Origin of the sequence: Carnobacterium divergens DSM 20623, from assembly GCF_000744255.1 — a bacterium.
Lineage (GTDB): Bacteria > Bacillota > Bacilli > Lactobacillales > Carnobacteriaceae > Carnobacterium > Carnobacterium divergens.
The window spans coordinates 2,048,364-2,068,063 of the sequence record NZ_JQLO01000001.1 but is presented as its reverse complement, the minus strand read 5'-3'; the positions used below and the strand labels follow the sequence as shown (position 1 = coordinate 2,068,063).

14 protein-coding genes are annotated in these 19,700 nt (G+C 37.2%); 13 read left to right on the top strand and 1 reads right to left on the bottom strand.

Going from position 1 to position 19,700, the window contains the following annotated elements:
- The first annotated feature begins 126 nt into the window (after window positions 1-126).
- From BR52_RS09920 to BR52_RS09890, 7 genes are all read left to right on the top strand, one after another.
- A complete protein-coding gene (locus BR52_RS09920) occupies window positions 127-837 on the top strand; it encodes a DUF969 domain-containing protein (protein ID WP_034572171.1) in 711 nt (236 codons plus the stop codon).
- Window positions 837-1,760, top strand: a complete 924-nt coding sequence (locus BR52_RS09915) for a DUF979 domain-containing protein (protein ID WP_034572168.1) — start codon at window positions 837-839, stop codon at window positions 1,758-1,760. The genes BR52_RS09920 and BR52_RS09915 overlap by 1 nt, the downstream gene beginning before the upstream one ends.
- A gap of 36 nt (window positions 1,761-1,796) precedes the next feature.
- Window positions 1,797-2,444, top strand: coding sequence for a pyroglutamyl-peptidase I (gene pcp / locus BR52_RS09910; protein ID WP_034572165.1), 648 nt, complete (start codon window positions 1,797-1,799; stop codon window positions 2,442-2,444).
- On the top strand, window positions 2,444-2,899 hold the full coding sequence (locus BR52_RS09905; RefSeq protein WP_034572162.1) for a gamma-glutamylcyclotransferase family protein: 456 nt from the start codon (window positions 2,444-2,446) through the stop codon (window positions 2,897-2,899). The genes pcp and BR52_RS09905 overlap by 1 nt, the downstream gene beginning before the upstream one ends.
- 335 nt (window positions 2,900-3,234) lie before the next feature.
- Window positions 3,235-6,819, top strand: a complete 3,585-nt coding sequence (gene rpoB / locus BR52_RS09900; RefSeq protein WP_115588657.1) for a DNA-directed RNA polymerase subunit beta — start codon at window positions 3,235-3,237, stop codon at window positions 6,817-6,819.
- A gap of 117 nt (window positions 6,820-6,936) precedes the next feature.
- The gene (gene rpoC / locus BR52_RS09895; protein ID WP_034572157.1) at window positions 6,937-10,566 is read left to right on the top strand and encodes a DNA-directed RNA polymerase subunit beta'; all 3,630 of its coding nucleotides are present in this window, start codon (window positions 6,937-6,939) and stop codon (window positions 10,564-10,566) included.
- A 194-nt stretch (window positions 10,567-10,760) separates the two neighbouring features.
- Window positions 10,761-11,930, top strand: a complete 1,170-nt coding sequence (locus BR52_RS09890) for an SAM-dependent methyltransferase (protein WP_034572155.1) — start codon at window positions 10,761-10,763, stop codon at window positions 11,928-11,930.
- A 44-nt stretch (window positions 11,931-11,974) separates the two neighbouring features.
- On the opposite strand, the gene BR52_RS09885 is transcribed toward BR52_RS09890, so the two are convergent.
- Entirely contained in the window at window positions 11,975-12,697 is a 723-nt protein-coding gene (locus tag BR52_RS09885; protein ID WP_034572153.1) for a prepilin peptidase, read from the bottom strand.
- A gap of 329 nt (window positions 12,698-13,026) precedes the next feature.
- On the opposite strand from BR52_RS09885, the gene rpsL reads away from it, so the two are divergent.
- The 6 genes from rpsL (at window position 13,027) to BR52_RS09855 (ending at window position 19,505) form a co-directional block, all read left to right on the top strand.
- Window positions 13,027-13,440, top strand: coding sequence for a 30S ribosomal protein S12 (gene rpsL, locus BR52_RS09880; protein WP_034572150.1), 414 nt, complete (start codon window positions 13,027-13,029; stop codon window positions 13,438-13,440).
- 50 nt (window positions 13,441-13,490) lie between these two features.
- Window positions 13,491-13,961 (top strand): 30S ribosomal protein S7, encoded by a 471-nt coding sequence (gene rpsG, locus BR52_RS09875; protein ID WP_034572147.1) that lies wholly within the window; start codon window positions 13,491-13,493, stop codon window positions 13,959-13,961.
- Between the two features lie 122 nt (window positions 13,962-14,083).
- Window positions 14,084-16,165, top strand: coding sequence for an elongation factor G (gene fusA, locus BR52_RS09870; RefSeq protein WP_034572145.1), 2,082 nt, complete (start codon window positions 14,084-14,086; stop codon window positions 16,163-16,165).
- Window positions 16,166-16,311: 146 nt separating this feature from the next.
- Complete coding sequence (gene tuf / locus BR52_RS09865) at window positions 16,312-17,499, top strand: elongation factor Tu (protein WP_034572142.1); 1,188 nt, start codon at window positions 16,312-16,314, stop codon at window positions 17,497-17,499.
- Between the two features lie 227 nt (window positions 17,500-17,726).
- Window positions 17,727-18,746 carry a branched-chain amino acid aminotransferase gene (locus BR52_RS09860; protein WP_034572139.1) on the top strand — a complete coding sequence of 340 codons (1,020 nt, stop codon included), beginning with the start codon at window positions 17,727-17,729 and terminating at the stop codon, window positions 18,744-18,746.
- A 129-nt stretch (window positions 18,747-18,875) separates the two neighbouring features.
- The gene (locus BR52_RS09855) at window positions 18,876-19,505 is read left to right on the top strand and encodes a DUF1361 domain-containing protein (RefSeq protein ID WP_034572136.1); all 630 of its coding nucleotides are present in this window, start codon (window positions 18,876-18,878) and stop codon (window positions 19,503-19,505) included.
- Window positions 19,506-19,700 lie beyond the last annotated feature (195 nt).

The following is a 19,700-nucleotide window of genomic DNA, read 5'->3' as shown; positions in this document are numbered from 1 at the left end:
GAAGAGTGTTTATTGTTCTTTTGATGTTTTTTTATTTTTCAAAAAAATGTTATTAAATCATTTCCATTCAATTTTACATAGTGTATACTGAAAAAATATAATGAATTATGAAGGGGTTTAAATAAGATGGAAGCAATTAAGTTGATAGGTATTTTGATTATTCTAGTTGGCTTTATTTTTAAGTTTGACACAATTGCTGTGGTATTGGTAGCAGCATTAGCAACAGCATTAGTTTCGGGGATTTCGATTCCAGATTTTTTAACGATGTTAGGAGAAGCGTTTGTTTCCAATCGTTTAGTTACGTTATTTTTACTAACATTACCTATGATCGGTTTATCTGAACGTTTTGGTTTACGTCAGCAAGCCGTTGTATTAATTGAAAAAATGAAAGGTTTAACACCGGGGCGATTTTTAACAATCTATATGATAATCCGTGAATTGGCAGGCTTCTTTTCAATTCGTGTACAAGGGCATACACAATTTATCCGTCCAATCGTCAATCCGATGGCACAAGCTGCCGCATTGACTAAATATGGTGAAATTACGCCAGAAGATGAAGATAAAATCAAAGCAAAAGCAGCCGCGACCGAAAACTTTGGGAATTTCTTTGCTCAAAATACGTTTATTGCAGCAGCCGGAGTATTATTGATTGAAGCAACAATGAAATCATTAGGTTATGAAGCGACAGCGGTAGCGATTGCACAAGCATCTATTCCAATCGCGTTGATTATGTTGCTGTTAGTTGCGATTTCAAATGTGTTATTTGATAAAAAAATGGCTAAAAAATATGGCATGGAAAAAGTTGAAGAAATCAAAAGCAAAGGAGGACGTTCTTAATGGAAAGTTTAATCAATAATTTATTGGAGTTCTTCTATATTTTAATCGGTTTGTTGTTAATGACAACGGCTGCACGTGTGTTTATGGATAAAACACATCCAACGAGAATGGGAACGTCTTTATTTTGGATGTTACTAGGAATTGTTTTTGCATTTGGCAACTTCATTCCGTTCATGATTGATGGCATCATTATTTTAGTGATGGGTGTCTTGACGTTGTTTAAACAGGTTCAAATCGGCAAATTAGCTGAATTAAATGAAGCAGAATCAGAAGCTGCTTCTAAAAGAATTGGCGCATGGATTTTTCTACCATGTATTTTACTAGCTGCTTTGGCAGTTGGAATTGCTCAACTAACACCATTAGGTGGTCAAGTTGGGATTGGGTTAGCTTCAATTGGTTCGTTACTTGTTGTTATTTTCATAACGAAAGCAAAACCTAAAACCGTCTTAGACGATTCAGATCGTATGATTCAACAAGTTGGAACAACCGGAATTTTACCTCAATTACTAGCTGCTTTAGGTGTGATTTTCACACAAGCTGGTGTTGGGACAGTGATTTCGAATGGAATCTCAACAGTAGTTCCAGAAGGGAATCGCTTAGCAGGTGTTATTGCCTATTGTCTAGGAATGGTTATTTTCACAATGATTATGGGAAATGGATTTGCAGCCTTTACAGTTATTACTGCTGGAATCGGTGTTCCTTTTGTGATGATGCAAGGAGCCGACCCAGTTGTGGCTGGAGCACTTGCAATGACGGCAGGTTTTTGTGGAACGCTATTAACACCAATGGCAGCGAACTTCAATGCGTTGCCAGCAGCCTTATTAGAAATGAAAGATACAAACGGTGTTATCCGAGCGCAAGCGCCGTTAGCGATTTTAATGATTTTAATTCACATCGTCTTAATGTATTTCTGGGCGTTTTAAAAAATAAATTTTAAGGATAGAAAGGAAGTAAAGTATATGAAAATTTTAGTTACAGGATTCGATCCATTCGGTGGAGAACCAATTAACCCTGCTTTAGAAGCTGTTAAAGGATTAGCGGATACAATCAATGGTGCAGAAATCATCAAGTTAGAAATTCCAACAGTATTTGGCAAATCGGCTGAAGTTGTAAAAGCCGCAATGGAAAAACATCACCCAGATGTTGTGTTAAATATCGGTCAAGCAGGCGGTCGTTTTGCAATTTCGCCAGAACGAGTAGCGATTAATATTGACGATGCGAGAATTCCAGATAACGAAGGCAATCAACCTGTTGATATCGCAATTCAAGAAGACGGAGCACCTGCTTACTTTACACAACTACCTATTAAAGCAATGGTGACTCAAATGAAAGAAGCAGGAATTCCTGCTAACGTATCAAATACAGCAGGAACATTCGTCTGCAACCATATTATGTATCAAGTTCAATATTTGATTGAAAAAGAATATCCAGCAGTTAAAGGCGGATTTATCCATGTTCCTTATATTCCAGAGCAAGTTATCGAAAAAGCAGGTCAACCATTTATGAGTCTAACAGATATGACTAAAGGACTGACAGCAGCAATCGAAGCCATTATTTTATATGATGGCAAAGAAGATTTAAAAGCTGTTGGAGGTGCCATTCATTAATGAAAGAAGCAGTACCGCGTCCCTTATTCACCTATGGTAGTTTGATGGAAAATCTTTTTAATTACGACTTGTATTTAGCTGGGAAAGTAACTGGATCCCCTAAAAAAGCACGTATAAAAGGAGAACTCTATCATTTAGATTCTAAAGGCTATCCAGCATTGTTGCCAGGAGACAACTGGGTATATGGTGAAATTTTTGAGCTGAAAGAATTCTCAAAAGAAATCCTTCCGTTAGATAAAATGGAAAACTACTATGGAAAAGGCGCAAGCAACAATGAATACGAACGTCAACTCGTTGAAGTAGAAGTTTTTAATGAAGCTACAGAAAAATATGACCTTAAAGAAACGGTTTATTGTTATCTATATGTACCGGACCATGATGAAACATTCGCTACTCAAAGTACCTATTTAGCAACTGGGAATTGGCGAGCTTATTATCATCAAATCGCAGGTTAATCACACACAGAAGGAATTTTTCCTTCTGTGTTTTTTCATATATCGAGGATGTTTTAAAAATCTTGACAAGTGAGTCAATCAGTTATATAATGACTAAATGCGAATACTGTAGTCAGTAGCATAGAATTCACCCTGAAATATTGTCCAGAGTGAGTTTTTAAAGGGAAAACAAAAGAAATTGTGAATTTTATTAAAGAAAATGTCACGAATCTTTTGGTTTTTTTTTGCCAAAAAATGAAAAAAAAGCTAGTTTGTTACTTATATTTAACAAAAGTAACGGAAATGTAATATTCATTTTAAAGCTTGCTACGGTTGCATTAAATATGTTTTGAGGGGTGAATAGGTTGGCAGGCCACTTAGTAAATTACGGAAAACACCGTACACGAAGAAGTTTTGCACGAATCAGCGAGGTTTTAGAGTTACCAAACTTAATTGAAATCCAAACTGACTCATACCAATGGTTCCTAGATGAAGGATTGCGTGAAATGTTTAAAGATATCTCACCAATTGAAGACTTTGCAGGAAACCTATCATTAGAATTTATTGATTATCAATTACACAACCCAAAATACACAGTTGAAGAAGCGAGAAGCCATGATGCCAATTACTCAGCTCCGCTTCACGTGAAATTACGTTTAATCAACAAAGAAACTGGTGAAGTAAAAGACCAAGAAGTATTCTTTGGCGATTTCCCATTAATGACTGAAATGGGTACATTTATTATCAACGGAGCAGAGCGTGTTATTGTATCACAATTAGTTCGTTCACCAGGGGTTTACTTCCATGGTAAAGTGGATAAAAATGGCAAACAAGGTTTTGGTTCTACTGTTATCCCTAACCGTGGAGCATGGTTAGAATATGAAACAGATGCAAAAGATCTTTCTTATGTAAGAATCGACCGCACACGTAAAATTCCACTTTCAGTATTAGTTCGTGCTTTAGGATTTGGATCAGATGATCAGATCTTAGAAATTTTTGGCGATAATGAAAGTCTACGTTTAACGTTAGAAAAAGATTTACACAAAAATTCTAGCGATTCTCGTACAGAGGAAGCCTTGAAAGATGTTTACGAACGTCTACGTCCAGGTGAGCCTAAAACTGCTGACAGCTCAAGAAGCTTGCTAAATGCTCGTTTCTTTGATCCAAAACGCTACGACTTAGCAAATGTTGGTCGTTACAAAGTCAACAAAAAACTAAACCTTAAAACCCGTCTATTTAACCAAACTCTTGCTGAAACATTAGTTGATCCTGAGACTGGTGAAATTTTAGCAGAAAAAGGAACGTTCTTAGATCGTCCAATGATTGATAAACTGACACCATTCTTAGACGCAGGTCTAAACAGTGTGACTTTATATCCAACAAATGATGGTGTTGTACCAGAACCTGTAACGATTCAAGTAGTTCAAGTAATTTCACCAAAAGATGGCGAACGTGTTGTTAATGTGATTGGAAACGGCAACGTTTCAACTGACATCAAAAACATTACGCCAGCTGATATCTTAGCTTCAATGAGCTATTTTTTCAACTTACAAGAAAATATCGGCAACGTAGACGACATTGACCATTTAGGAAACCGTCGTATCCGTTCTGTTGGAGAATTATTACAAAATCAATTCCGTATTGGTTTGTCACGTATGGAACGTGTTGTTCGTGAACGTATGTCGATTCAAGATGTTGCAACCGTAACACCGCAACAATTAATCAACATTCGCCCAGTTGTAGCAGCAATCAAAGAATTCTTTGGTTCTTCTCAATTGTCACAGTTCATGGATCAAACGAATCCACTAGGTGAGTTGACTCACAAACGTCGTCTATCTGCCTTAGGGCCTGGTGGTTTGACAAGAGACCGTGCCGGATATGAAGTTCGAGATGTACATTATTCCCATTATGGTCGTATGTGTCCTATCGAAACACCTGAGGGTCCAAATATCGGGTTGATTAATAGTCTATCAAGTTATGCAAAAATTAATAAATTTGGTTTTATCGAAACACCATACCGTCGTGTGGATCGTGAAACTGGTAAAGTAACAAAACACATTGATTATTTAACAGCAGACGAGGAAGATCACTACGTTGTTGCCCAAGCAAACTCAGTATTGCTTGAAGATGGTAGCTTTGAAAGTGACATCGTGATGGCTCGTTTCATCAGTGAAAACTTAGAAGTTCCAATTAGCCGTGTCGATTACATGGACGTTTCACCAAAACAAGTAGTTGCTGTTGCGACAGCATGTATTCCGTTCTTGGAAAACGATGATAGTAACCGTGCGTTAATGGGAGCCAACATGCAACGTCAAGCTGTACCGTTGATTCATCCACAAGCTCCACTAGTTGGAACTGGGATGGAATACAAATCAGCACACGATTCAGGAGCTGCATTAATTTGTAAAAATCCTGGTGTCGTTGAATATGTAGATGCTAAAGAAGTTCGTGTTCGTCAAGATAACGGCGCTTTAGACAAATACTCAATCACAAAATTCCGTCGTTCAAACTCTGGTACATGTTACAACCAACGTCCAATCGTTTCTAAAGGCGACCGTGTGGATGCTAGCGAAATCCTAGCTGATGGTTCTTCAATGGAAAACGGTGAGATGGCATTAGGACAAAATGTTTTAGTGGCCTTCATGACTTGGGAAGGGTACAACTATGAGGATGCGATTATCATGAGTGAACGTCTAGTTAAAGATGATGTTTACACTTCTGTCCATATTGAAGAATATGAATCAGAAGCTCGTGATACAAAACTTGGACCTGAAGAAATCACTCGTGAAATTCCAAATGTCGGAGAAGACGCATTAAAAGACTTAGACGAATTCGGAATTATCCGTATTGGGGCTGAAGTTCATGATGGCGATTTATTAGTTGGTAAAGTAACTCCTAAAGGGGTAACCGAATTATCTGCTGAAGAACGTCTATTACATGCGATCTTTGGTGAAAAAGCTCGTGAAGTTCGCGATACATCATTGAAAGTTCCACATGGTGGTGGCGGAATCGTTCACGACGTTAAAATCTTTACACGTGAAGCAGGAGACGAATTATCACCCGGTGTGAATATGTTAGTACGCGTTTATATCGTACAAAAACGTAAAATCAACGAAGGCGATAAAATGGCTGGACGTCACGGAAATAAAGGGGTCGTTTCTCGCATTATGCCAGAAGAAGACATGCCTTTCTTACCAGACGGCACACCTGTTGATATCATGTTGAACCCTCTTGGGGTACCATCACGTATGAATATCGGACAAGTTCTTGAATTACACATCGGAATGGCCGCTCGTCAACTAGGAATCCATATTGCGACTCCTGTATTTGATGGAGCAAGCGAGGAAGATGTTTGGGAAACTGTACAAGAAGCAGGAATGGCAAGTGATGCTAAAACTGTTTTATACGATGGACGTAGTGGTGAGCCATTTGATAACCGTGTTTCAGTTGGTGTGATGTATATGATTAAATTAGCCCACATGGTTGATGATAAATTACATGCTCGTTCAACTGGACCTTACTCATTAGTTACACAACAACCACTTGGAGGTAAAGCTCAATTTGGTGGACAACGTTTTGGAGAGATGGAAGTTTGGGCACTTGAAGCGTATGGGGCAGCTTATACACTACAAGAAATCTTAACGTACAAATCAGATGACGTTGTTGGACGTGTGAAAACATATGAAGCAATCGTTAAAGGTGAAAAAATTCCAAGACCAGGTGTTCCAGAATCATTCCGCGTATTAGTAAAAGAGTTACAAGCTTTAGGACTAGATATGAAAGTTCTAGATGCAAATGACGATGAAATCGAATTACGTGATTTAGATGATGATGACGATATCGTAAACATTGATGCACTTAGTAAATATGCAGAAGAACAAGAAAAAATTCGTGCAGATGCTCGTGAAAAAGAACGTTTAGAGCAAGAAGGCGCAGAATAATAGAAGTATCCTATTGAGACATCTAAAGTCGAATGCAGATTTGACTTTAGATGATCCCTCAATAGCAAATCGAGCAGGTAGGGCAGCTCAACCAATAATTAAAGGGAGGTAGGCCCCTTGATAGACGTTAATAATTTTGAAAACATGCAAATCGGTTTAGCATCTCCAGACAAGATTCGTAGTTGGTCTTATGGAGAAGTGAAAAAACCTGAAACCATTAACTACCGTACACTAAAACCAGAACGCGATGGCTTGTTCTGTGAACGCATTTTTGGCCCATCAAAAGACTGGGAATGTGCTTGTGGTAAGTACAAACGTATTCGCTATAAAGGAATTGTTTGTGATCGTTGTGGAGTGGAAGTAACAAGATCTAAAGTTCGTCGTGAACGTATGGGTCACATCGAATTAGCAGCACCTGTTTCACACATTTGGTATTTCAAAGGAATTCCAAGTAGAATGGGTCTTGTCTTAGATATGAGCCCACGTGCTCTTGAAGAAATCATTTATTTTGCTTCGTATGTTGTTACCGATGCAGGTGACACCTCTTTAGAACGCAAACAATTGTTAACTGAAAGAGAATATCGTGATAAACGTGAACAATATGGTCAAAACTTCCAAGCAGCAATGGGAGCAGAAGCAATCAAACAATTGCTAGATGATGTTCAATTAGAAAAAGAAGTGGCTGAATTAAAAGAAGAGTTAAAATCTGCTCAAGGGCAAAAAAGAACTCGCGCCATTCGCCGTTTAGATATCTTAGAAGCATTCCGTCATTCAGGTAATGAACCTAGCTGGATGGTTATGGACGTTGTTCCAATCATTCCTCCAGATTTACGCCCAATGGTTCAATTAGAAGGTGGACGCTTTGCAACGAGTGATTTAAATGATTTATATCGTCGTGTAATCAACCGTAATAACCGTCTAAAACGCTTATTAGACTTAAATGCACCGAATATTATCGTGCAAAATGAAAAACGTATGCTTCAAGAAGCTGTTGATGCATTGATTGATAATGGTCGTCGTGGCCGTCCAGTTACTGGACCAGGTAACCGTCCATTGAAATCATTGTCACATATGCTTAAAGGGAAACAAGGTCGTTTCCGTCAAAACTTACTAGGAAAACGTGTCGATTATTCTGGTCGTTCCGTTATCGTAGTTGGTCCAAACTTGAAAATGTACCAATGTGGACTTCCAAAAGAAATGGCTATTGAACTATTCAAACCATTTGTAATGAAAGAACTAGTTGCACGTGATCTTGCAAGCAACATCAAAAACGCGAAACGTAAAATTGATCGTCAAGATGAAGGTATCTGGGATGTATTAGAAGACGTTATTCGTGAACATCCAGTATTGCTTAACCGAGCACCTACTCTTCATAGATTAGGGATCCAAGCCTTTGAACCAACCCTAGTTGAAGGTCGCGCAATTCGTCTTCACCCATTAGTATGTGAAGCCTACAATGCCGATTTCGATGGAGACCAAATGGCGGTTCACGTTCCACTTAGTGATGAAGCACAAGCTGAAGCACGTATGTTGATGTTAGCTGCCCAAAATATCTTAAATCCAAAAGATGGTAAACCAGTTGTAACTCCTTCTCAAGATATGGTATTAGGTAACTACTACCTAACAATGGAAGAAGAACAACGCGAAGGCGAAGGGATGGTCTTTAAAGACTTAACCGAAGCATTGATTGCCTATCAAAACGGATACGTTCATTTACATTCAAGAATTGGTGTTCAAACAACGTCCTTAAAAGACAAACCATTTACTGAATGGCAAAAAGAACGTACATTGATTACGACAGTAGGGAAATTACTTTTCAATGAAATCATGCCTGTAGAATTCCCTTACTTGAATGAACCAACTACTGAAAACTTAGAAGTTGCTATTTCAGATCGTTTCTTTGTAGAGCCAGGAACAGATATCCCAGCTCATATTAAAAAACAAGAAATCAATTTACCATTTAAAAAGAAAAATCTTGGAAATATCATTGCCGAAGTCTTCAAAAGATTCCATATCACTGAAACTTCTAAAATGTTAGATAGAATGAAAGACTTAGGTTACAAACATTCTACACGTGCTGGTATTACAGTAGGTATCGCTGATATCGTAGTACTACATGAAAAACAAGAAATTTTAGATGAAGCTCATAAACAAGTTGATAACGTAACAAAACAATTCCGTCGTGGTTTAATCACTGACGAGGAACGTTACGAACGCGTTATTGGCATTTGGAATTCAGCTAAAGACCGTATCCAAATTAAATTAATGGAAAGTTTAGATGCGAAGAACCCAATCTTCATGATGAGTGACTCTGGAGCCCGTGGGAATATTTCCAACTTTACTCAGCTTGCTGGTATGCGTGGACTTATGGCCGCTCCTAATGGACAAATCATGGAATTGCCAATCACATCAAACTTCCGTGAAGGTTTAACCGTCTTAGAAATGTTTATCTCAACCCATGGAGCTCGTAAAGGTATGACCGATACAGCCCTTAAGACTGCCGATTCAGGTTACTTGACTCGTCGTCTAGTTGACGTAGCACAAGATGTTATCATTCGTGAAACAGACTGTGGTACTGATCGTGGCTTAGATATTTCAGCAATCAAAGAAGGAAACGAAGTCATTGAACCTCTTGAAGAGCGTTTACTTGGTCGTTACACTCGTAAAACTATTTTCCATCCAGAAAATGGTTCAGTTATCATGAAAGAAAACGAGATTATCACTGAAGATCTTGCAAAAGAAATCATGGACGCTGGAATCGAAGAAGTATCAATCCGTTCAGTATTTACATGTAACACGAAACATGGTGTATGTAAACATTGTTACGGTCGTAACCTTGCAACAGGTTCAGAAGTTGAAGTTGGGGAAGCAGTTGGTACAATTGCGGCTCAATCAATCGGAGAACCAGGTACCCAATTAACAATGCGTACCTTCCATACAGGTGGGGTTGCCGGAGATGATATTACTCAAGGTTTACCTCGTATCCAAGAGATCTTTGAAGCTCGTAATCCTAAAGGGCAAGCGGTTATCACTGAAGTTACTGGTGAAATCATTGCCATTTCAGAAAATGCTGCTGAACGCACTAAAGAAGTGACAATCAAAGGAACAACGGATACTCGTAGCTATCCAGTACCTTATACCGCTCGCTTGAAAGTTGCAGAAGGCGACACGATTCATCGTGGAGAAGCACTTACTGAAGGATCAATTGATCCAAAACAACTATTACGTGTTCGTGATGTATTATCTGTTGAAAACTATCTATTACGTGAAGTTCAAAAAACTTACCGTATGCAAGGGGTAGAAATCGGCGATAAACATATCGAAGTAATGGTTCGTCAAATGTTACGTAAAGTCCGAGTTATGGACCCAGGTTCAACAGAGATTTTACCAGGAACATTGATGGACATCAGCGAATTTACAGACAAAAACTACGAAACAATTATGGCAGGAAATGTACCAGCAACGGGTCGTCCTGTACTACTTGGAATCACAAAAGCTTCTCTTGAAACGAACAGTTTCTTATCAGCTGCATCTTTCCAAGAAACAACTCGTGTGTTAACAGATGCTGCAATTCGTGGAAAACGTGATCCGTTACTTGGTCTTAAAGAAAATGTTATCATTGGTAAGATCATTCCAGCTGGTACCGGTATGGCTAAATACCGTAACATGGAACCAAAAGGAATTGGTGTTGTGAGTGAAAATGTTTACAGTATTAATGACACAATTGAACCAAAAACAGATTTCTAAATCCATTTAAACCATCCACTATTTGTTCAATCAAATAGTGGGTGGTTTTTTGATATTTTTTTGGAAACTCAAGTTACATAAAGAGCTATGATTGGAAAACTATAAAAATGAGGTCTACAATAGAAGATGAGGAGTTAAGCAAATAAATAATTTAGTGGATTATAAATTGGTTAGCAGACAAGGGAGCGGTAAGTATGTTAGAAAAACAATTTTTCAAAAAAGTATTTAGTCATTCATTTTCAATACCTGTCAGAGTGAATTTTTGGGATGGAACATTCGAAATTTATGGAGTTGGCGAGCCTCAAGTAACAATTACGTTTCATGAAAATATCCCAATCAAAGAAATTCTTAATAATGCTTCAATTGCATTGGGCGAAGCCTATATGGATAAAAAAATTGAAATAGAAGGTTCCTTAGAAGAGTTAATTGCATCAGCCTATGAAAATGCAGAAAGTTTTATGTTAAAAAAAGATTTCCGTCAGTATTTACCAAAGATGTCACATTCTGAGCAAAAAAGTAAGAAAGATATCCAAATGCATTATGATTTAGGAAACGATTTTTACAATTTATGGTTAGACAAAACGATGACCTACTCATGTGCGTATTTTAAAAACCCACAAGATACCTTAGAAGTTGCTCAACAAAACAAAGTGGAACACATCTTAAATAAACTCGACTTGAAAGAAAATGAAACGTTGTTAGATATTGGATGTGGGTGGGGGACTTTAATTCTGACAGCTGCAAAAAAATATCAAATACAAGCAACGGGTATCACCTTAAGTAAAGAGCAATTCCGATACATTAATAGCAAAATTAAAGACGAAAATTTAGAAGAACTTGTAACGGTTAAATTAGAAGATTATCGCAAATTAAAAAATGAAACCTTTGATCATATTACAAGCGTGGGAATGGTTGAACATGTAGGGCAAGAAAATTTAGGTATCTACTTCAAAGATGTTTATGAATTATTAGCACCAAATGGAACAGCTTTAATTCATGGGATTTCAAGACAACAAGGCGGTGCCACAAATGGTTGGTTAAACAAATATATTTTTCCAGGAGGCTACGTTCCGGGAGTTGCAGAAATGGTCACACAAATTACTGGAAATGGACTGCAATTAATAGATTTAGAAAGCCTACGTCGTCACTATCAAAAAACAACAGAAATTTGGGATGAAAACTTTAAAAAGCAATTGCCAGAAATACGCAAAATAAAAGACGAACGCTTTATTCGAATGTGGGATCTATATTTGCAAGCTTGTGCTGCTTCGTTTAAATCAGGCAATATTGATTTAATTCAGTACTTAGTGACTAAAGGAGCCAATAATGATTTGCCAATGACACGAGAATATATGAATCCATAGTAGATGATAAAAACGATTAATCTAGCAAAGGTTAATCGTTTTTTTTAATATCTTTGAAAACAAAAAACTAGAAAAGCACCAAGACTAATAAAAGGAGCAAAAGGAAGTTTATCATTTAGTGAAAAGAACAGTCGCTTTCGACTGATAAAAATTGCTATTAATGCAAAAAAACAACTAATAATAATGGCTACTAATATTCCTTGGAAACCTAAGAGCCAACTTAACACAAAGTAAAATTTAATATCGCCACCACCTAACCCTTCATGAGTTACAAAAGAAATACTAAGTAATAAAAAGAGAATAAAAATAGAATTTAACGCACTGTGAAACCAATTAAAATCATCTAAATACCAACATTCTAAAAGAATGATAACTAAAAATAAAAGCATTAAAGAATTTGGCAAAATAAAATAAAATAAATCCGTTAAGCTAAAGATTAAACTAAAAAAAATCAAGGTCCATGCAATCAAAAGCTCTAAAGGTTGGCTTTTAAATAAGAAAAAAGAGAAGACAGCAAGAACTCCTGTTGAAAATTCTATTAATAAGTAATAAAAAGGAATAACAGATTGACAAATTAAACAGCGGCCTTTTTGAATAATATAAGAAAAAACGGGAATCAAAGAAAGAATAGGCAGTGTCGTTTTACAATGCTCGCAATGAGAACGAGGGCGAATGATAGATTGATTTAATGGTACCCTCAAACTAATTACTAAAATAAAAGATCCAAAACAACACCCAAAAATCCAAAGTAATATTAAAAACAACATGAAATTTCACTCCAATCTTAATAACTATCCTAGCTATACTATCCGAAAAACAAGGAGTTTTCATTTAAAATAGTGTTAAAAAAAAGAATAGTAAAAAAAACTGTTTTTTTATTAAAATAGGTTGACAAATATTAAAGGAACATGGTATGCTTTCTAAGGTGCTTTTGTAGACAGATTCCTGTAAATCAGTCGTTCTGACTGTTACAAGGGCCATCATTAAAACACTGATGGGAAAAGGTTGCAATTATAGCAATTATTTTTTTGCAAAAAAAGGAACCACCTGGATGTGTGGACTTAGAATGATAACATAGGGAAGGAGGAAACTAAAAATGCCTACTATTAATCAATTAGTACGTAAACCTCGTAAAGCAAAAATGGAAAAATCAGATTCTCCAGCTTTGAATAAAGGTTACAACAGCTTCAAAAAATCACAAACAAACACTAGCTCACCTCAAAAACGTGGTGTGTGTACTCGTGTAGGAACTATGACTCCTAAAAAACCTAACTCAGCGTTACGTAAATACGCGCGTGTACGTTTGTCAAACTTGCTTGAAGTAACAGCTTATATTCCAGGTATCGGACATAACTTACAAGAACACAGTGTGGTTCTTATTCGTGGTGGACGTGTAAAAGATTTACCAGGAGTTCGTTATCACGTTGTACGTGGTGCTTTAGATACTGCCGGTGTTACAGATCGTAAACAAAGCCGTTCTAAATACGGAGCTAAAAAACCAAAAGCTTAAACTAAAACTTATGAACTATAAAATGACTATTATCGAAAGGAGGAATTTGGATGCCTCGTAAAGGTCCTATTACTAAACGTGATGTGTTACCTGATCCAATGTATAATTCAAAATTAGTAACTCGTTTAATTAACCGTTTAATGGTTGATGGTAAACGTGGAAAAGCTGCTACTATTCTTTATAGCTCTTTTGATGTTATTAAAGAACAAACTGGCAATGATCCTATGGAAGTTTTCGAACAAGCAATGAAAAACATCATGCCTGTTCTTGAAGTTAAAGCTCGTCGTGTTGGGGGTTCTAACTATCAAGTCCCTGTCGAAGTTCGTAGCGATCGTCGTACTACTTTAGGTTTACGTTGGTTAGTAAACTACTCTCGCTTACGCGGAGAAGATACTATGGAACAACGTCTTGCTAAAGAAATCATGGATGCAGCTAACAATACTGGTGCTGCAGTTAAAAAACGTGAAGATACTCATAAAATGGCAGAAGCGAACAAAGCGTTTGCTCACTACCGTTGGTAAAATTTTCTCTTTAAAAGGTCTCTGCTATTGTAGTAGAAGGCCTTTGATTGAGAATTTTATAACATTATCGAGTCTTCCTTCTTATCAAGTTACTAAGATATAGAGAGGAGTTAAAAATAATTATGGCAAATAGAGAATTTTCTCTAGAAAAAACTCGTAATATCGGTATCATGGCTCACGTTGATGCAGGTAAAACTACAACAACAGAGCGTATTTTATACTATACTGGTAAAATCCATAAAATTGGTGAAACGCATGAAGGTGCATCACAAATGGACTGGATGGAACAAGAGCAAGAACGTGGTATTACAATTACTTCTGCTGCAACAACAGCTGAATGGAAAAATTACCGTGTAAACATTATCGATACTCCTGGACACGTGGATTTCACAATTGAAGTTCAACGTTCTCTACGCGTATTAGATGGTGCTGTAACTGTTCTTGACTCACAATCAGGAGTAGAGCCTCAAACTGAAACAGTTTGGCGTCAAGCAACTGATTATAAAGTTCCACGTATTGTTTTCTGTAACAAGATGGATAAAATTGGTGCAGATTTCTTATATTCAGTAAATTCATTACACGAACGTTTACAAGCCAATGCACATCCAATTCAATTGCCAATCGGCGCTGAAGACGATTTCACTGGTATTATCGACTTAGTTAAAATGAAAGCTGAAATCTACACAAATGACTTAGGAACAGATATCCAAGAAACAGATATCCCTGAAGAATATGTAGAAGCCGCTACTGAATGGCGTAAAAAATTAATCGAAGCAGTTGTTGAAACTGATGAAGAATTAATGATGAAATATCTTGACGGTGAAGAAATCACTGAAGAAGAATTAAAAGCGGGTATCCGCCAAGCAACAATTAATGTTGAATTCTTCCCAGTAATGGCTGGTTCTGCCTTTAAAAATAAAGGGGTTCAATTAATGCTTGATGCAGTTCTTGATTACCTACCATCACCACTTGATGTTGATGCTATTAAAGGAATTGATGTTAAAACAGAAGAGGAAACGACTCGTCCTGCTGACGACTCAGCTCCATTTGCTTCATTAGCATTTAAAGTAATGACAGACCCATTTGTTGGTCGTCTAACTTTCTTCCGCGTGTACTCTGGTGTTCTTGAAAGTGGTTCATATGTTTTGAACGCTTCTAAAAACAAAAAAGAACGTGTTGGTCGTATTCTACAAATGCATGCAAATACACGTAAAGAAATCGATAAAGTTTATTCAGGAGATATCGCTGCTGCTGTTGGTCTTAAAGACACAACAACTGGTGATACATTATGTGCGTTAGAAGCGCCAGTTATTCTTGAATCTATCGAATTCCCAGAACCAGTTATCCAAGTCGCTGTTGAGCCTAAATCAAAAGCTGACCAAGATAAAATGGGTATTGCATTACAAAAACTTGCAGAAGAAGATCCTTCATTCCGCGTTGAAACAAACGCTGAAACTGGTGAAACTGTTATCTCGGGTATGGGTGAATTACATTTAGATGTATTAGTAGACCGTATGCGTCGTGAGTTTAATGTGGATGCTAGCGTAGGTGCTCCTCAAGTATCTTACCGTGAAACATTCCGTGGTTCTACAAAAGCAGAAGGTAAGTTCGTTCGTCAATCGGGTGGTAAAGGTCAATACGGTCACGTATGGATTGAATTTACACCGAATGAAGAAGGAGCAGGCTTCGAATTTGAAAACGCAATTGTCGGAGGGGTTGTTCCTCGTGAATACATTCCTGCTGTTAAAGCTGGTTTGGAAGGTTCATTAGACAATGGGGTTCTTGCTGGATATCCATTAGTAGATATTAAAGCAAAACTTTATGATGGTTCTTACCATGATGTCGATTCAAATGAAACTGCCTTTAAAGTTGCCGCATCAATGGCCTTAAAAGCAGCTGCTAAAAAAGCAAATCCTGTAATTCTTGAACCAATGATGAAAGTAATTGTTACAGTACCAGAAGATTACCTAGGTGATATTATGGGACACATTACTGCTCGTCGTGGACGTGTTGAAGGTATGGAAGCTCATGGTAACTCACAAATCGTTAATGCGATTGTTCCTTTAGCTAACATGTTTGGATATGCGACAACATTGCGTTCATCAACACAAGGACGTGGAACATTCATGATGGTATTTGATCATTATGAAGATCTACCAAAATCAATTCAAGAAGAAATCATCAGCAAAAACGGTGGCAACTAAGCTCTGCTTAGTCTTTCGTTTCTAACGGTTGATTTTCTTTGAAACAACCTATATAATTTCTTATAAACAGTGAAAAGAGTTTGCTCTATTTGTTGTTTATAACAAAAATAAAAATCTATAACTCAATATGAGGAGGAAATATTAAAATGGCAAAAGAAACCTTTGATCGCTCAAAAGCCCATGTTAACATCGGTACTATCGGACACGTTGACCATGGTAAAACAACTTTAACAGCTGCAATTGCAACTGTATTATCAAAACACGGTGGCGGTTCAGCGCAAAACTACGCTGATATCGATAACGCTCCTGAAGAAAAAGAACGTGGTATTACAATTAATACTTCACACATCGAGTATGAAACTGAAACTCGTCACTACGCACACGTAGATTGCCCAGGACACGCGGATTATGTTAAAAACATGATCACTGGTGCTGCACAAATGGATGGAGCTATCTTAGTAGTATCTGCTGCTGATGGTCCAATGCCACAAACTCGTGAGCACATCTTACTTTCTCGTCAAGTTGGTGTTCCATACATCGTTGTTTTCTTAAACAAAGTTGACATGGTTGATGACGAAGAATTATTAGAATTAGTAGAAATGGAAGTTCGTGACCTATTAACAGAATACGATTTCCCAGGTGATGACACTCCAGTTATCGCTGGTTCTGCACTTAAAGCTCTAGAAGGCGACGCTTCATACGAAGAAAAAGTTCTAGAATTGATGGCTGCTGTTGATGAGTATATCCCTACTCCACAACGTGATACTGAAAAACCATTCATGATGCCAGTTGAGGATGTATTCTCAATCACTGGACGTGGTACTGTTGCTACAGGCCGTGTTGAACGTGGTGAAGTACGTGTTGGTGAAGAAGTTGAAATCGTTGGTATCACTGAAGCACCTACTAAAACAACTGTTACAGGTGTTGAAATGTTCCGTAAATTATTAGATTACGCACAAGCTGGAGATAACATTGGCGCATTACTACGTGGTGTTGCTCGTGAAGATATCGAACGTGGTCAAGTATTATCTAAACCAGGTACAATCACTCCACATACTAAATTTAAAGCTGAAATTTATGTATTATCAAAAGAAGAGGGTGGACGTCACACTCCATTCTTCACTAACTACCGTCCACAGTTCTACTTCCGTACAACTGACGTTACTGGTGTTTGTGAATTACCTGAAGGCGTTGAAATGGTAATGCCTGGAGATAACGTTACTATCGACGTTACTCTTATCAACCCAATCGCTATCGAAGCAGGAACTAACTTCTCAATCCGTGAAGGCGGACGTACAGTTGGAGCCGGCGTTGTAGCTGAAATCGAAGCATAGTCAAAACTTAAGCAATTAAGTTTTCAAAATAAGATGAATCAAACATCTCGAAAAATACTCTAGTCATTGCCTTTGTGCAATGCGTGCCCATCCGAGAAAAAGACCTGCTATTGTATAAATAGCAGGTCTTTTTATTTTTAAATTAAAATAGTTCACATTTAAATTTCATTTATTTGCCATAAATGTGATAAACTGGTACATAGAACAAACAACTAGGGGGATAAGATATGAATGAAGCGAAAATTGATTGGGATAATTTGGGATTTGACTATATCAAAACAGATGAACGCTACTTGTCTTATTGGAAAGATGGTCAGTGGGATAATGGCAAGCTAGTGACAGACAACCAAGTCCATATTAGTGAAGGTTCAACAGCTTTACATTATGGTCAAACATGCTTTGAAGGCTTGAAGGCATATCGATGCAGAGATGGATCAATCAATTTATTTCGACCAGACGAAAATGCGAAACGAATGCAAGCGAGTTGTAGAAGATTGTTGATGCCAGAAATCCCTGTAGAAACATTTATAAATGCGTGTAAGCAAGTTGTTAAAGCAAACGAACATTTTGTCCCTCCTTATGGAAGTGGAGGGACATTGTATTTAAGACCATATATGATAGGGATAGGGGATAATATTGGAGTACATGCAGCACCGGAATATTTATTTTCAATATTTTGTATGCCGGTGGGGGCTTATTTTAAAGGGGGCATTGTTCCGACTAATTTTATTGTTTCAACGTATGATCGAGCAGCTGGAAACGGGACGGGAGCTGCTAAGGTTGGTGGGAACTATGGTGGAAGTTTACTACCAGGTAAAGAAGCCCATGATCGGGAATTTAGTGATTGTATCTATTTAGACCCTCAAACACATACAAAAATTGAAGAAGTCGGCTCAGCTAACTTTTTTGGAATAACAAAAGAAAACCAATTTGTCACACCTATTTCTCCGTCGATTTTGCCAAGCATTACAAAATATTCATTGCTTTATTTAGCGGAAAACAGACTAGGTTTAGAGGCGATAGAAGGAGATGTGTATTTAGATCAGTTAAATCAATTTAAAGAAGCAGGAGCATGTGGGACAGCAGCGGTGATTTCTCCGATTGCGGGTATCCAAGCAGGAGCTGATTTCCATGTTTTTTACAGTGAAACAGAAGTTGGCCCTGTAACTCAACGATTATACGAAGAGTTGACGGGGATACAATTTGGTGATATCGAAAGTCCGGCAGGTTGGGTAATGAAGGTATAAAAGTTAGAATTAGCAAAGAAGTTTTCTTTGCTAATTCTTTTATTTAATAAAAGGTTTGTGGAAGCTTAAGTAAATTTAAAGAGTTTTACTTGTATAATACATAAGATGAACAAACAAGGAGGTTTTTTTATGGTAAATAAAAAATGGATTTATCGATTAATGGTTCTTTTATTCTTTTCTCTCGTTTATTTTACGGAAAATAGGTACCAATTTTTAATCTTAAATGTGGGGCTTGCTTATATCCCGCTTGAAATCGCTTGGCTATATGCTAAAAATAAACAAAAAATGGTTTCAATTGTTTTACTTATTAGTTGGCTCTTATTTTATCCAAATGCATTTTATATGCTTACTGATTTCTTTCATCTGTCAGCAGTGGGGATGACAATCAGTAGTCCGGATGTCTATTTTCATTTTTCATTATTAACAGCTGGAATCATGTTAGGCGTTTTTATGGGATTTGAAAGTTTAACAGCTGTTGCTACGAAATTAAAAGAAACTATATTTGGAAATAACCTTCTTCTTTTGAGTGGCTTTTACGTTATTATATCTCTATTAAGTGCTTATGCTATTTATTTAGGGCGATTTTTACGCATCCATACTGTTTACTTGCTTACAGATTTTATAGGTACAATGCGAACTGTCGCTGAAACAGTGGATTCAGAAATGATTCATTTTGTTGGTGTCTTTACGCTGTTGCATTTATTTGTTTTATTTTTATACCAGATGGCAAAAATAACTCCTTCTAAAAAAGGGGAATAACATTCCAAGTGGAACCCTTTTCAAAATGAGGAATAAAGAAATTAGAAAAAACCTAGATAAATCAACAGAAAAAGCTTGTAATTTATGTGTGTTCTTTGTATAATGATAAAGGTGCTGAATTTGTAGAGCAAATCGCACTGAGGTAATTCGAAAGAATACCTGCGGCTATGAAACGAGAGGTTGTGACACACCCGG

Excerpts from the sequence above, each read along its gene's own strand:
- tuf (WP_034572142.1), top strand. The coding sequence starts at position 16,312 with ATGGCAAAAGAAACCTTTGATCGCTCAAAAGCCCATGTTAACATCGGT.
- BR52_RS09885 (WP_034572153.1), bottom strand. The coding sequence starts at position 12,697 with ATGTTGTTTTTAATATTACTTTGGATTTTTGGGTGTTGTTTTGGATCT.
- rpsG (WP_034572147.1), top strand. The coding sequence starts at position 13,491 with ATGCCTCGTAAAGGTCCTATTACTAAACGTGATGTGTTACCTGATCCA.
- BR52_RS09855 (WP_034572136.1), top strand. The coding sequence starts at position 18,876 with ATGGTAAATAAAAAATGGATTTATCGATTAATGGTTCTTTTATTCTTT.
- rpsL (WP_034572150.1), top strand. The coding sequence starts at position 13,027 with ATGCCTACTATTAATCAATTAGTACGTAAACCTCGTAAAGCAAAAATG.
- fusA (WP_034572145.1), top strand. The coding sequence starts at position 14,084 with ATGGCAAATAGAGAATTTTCTCTAGAAAAAACTCGTAATATCGGTATC.
- BR52_RS09890 (WP_034572155.1), top strand. The coding sequence starts at position 10,761 with ATGTTAGAAAAACAATTTTTCAAAAAAGTATTTAGTCATTCATTTTCA.
- pcp (WP_034572165.1), top strand. The coding sequence starts at position 1,797 with ATGAAAATTTTAGTTACAGGATTCGATCCATTCGGTGGAGAACCAATT.
- BR52_RS09920 (WP_034572171.1), top strand. The coding sequence starts at position 127 with ATGGAAGCAATTAAGTTGATAGGTATTTTGATTATTCTAGTTGGCTTT.
- BR52_RS09905 (WP_034572162.1), top strand. The coding sequence starts at position 2,444 with ATGAAAGAAGCAGTACCGCGTCCCTTATTCACCTATGGTAGTTTGATG.
- BR52_RS09915 (WP_034572168.1), top strand. The coding sequence starts at position 837 with ATGGAAAGTTTAATCAATAATTTATTGGAGTTCTTCTATATTTTAATC.
- BR52_RS09860 (WP_034572139.1), top strand. The coding sequence starts at position 17,727 with ATGAATGAAGCGAAAATTGATTGGGATAATTTGGGATTTGACTATATC.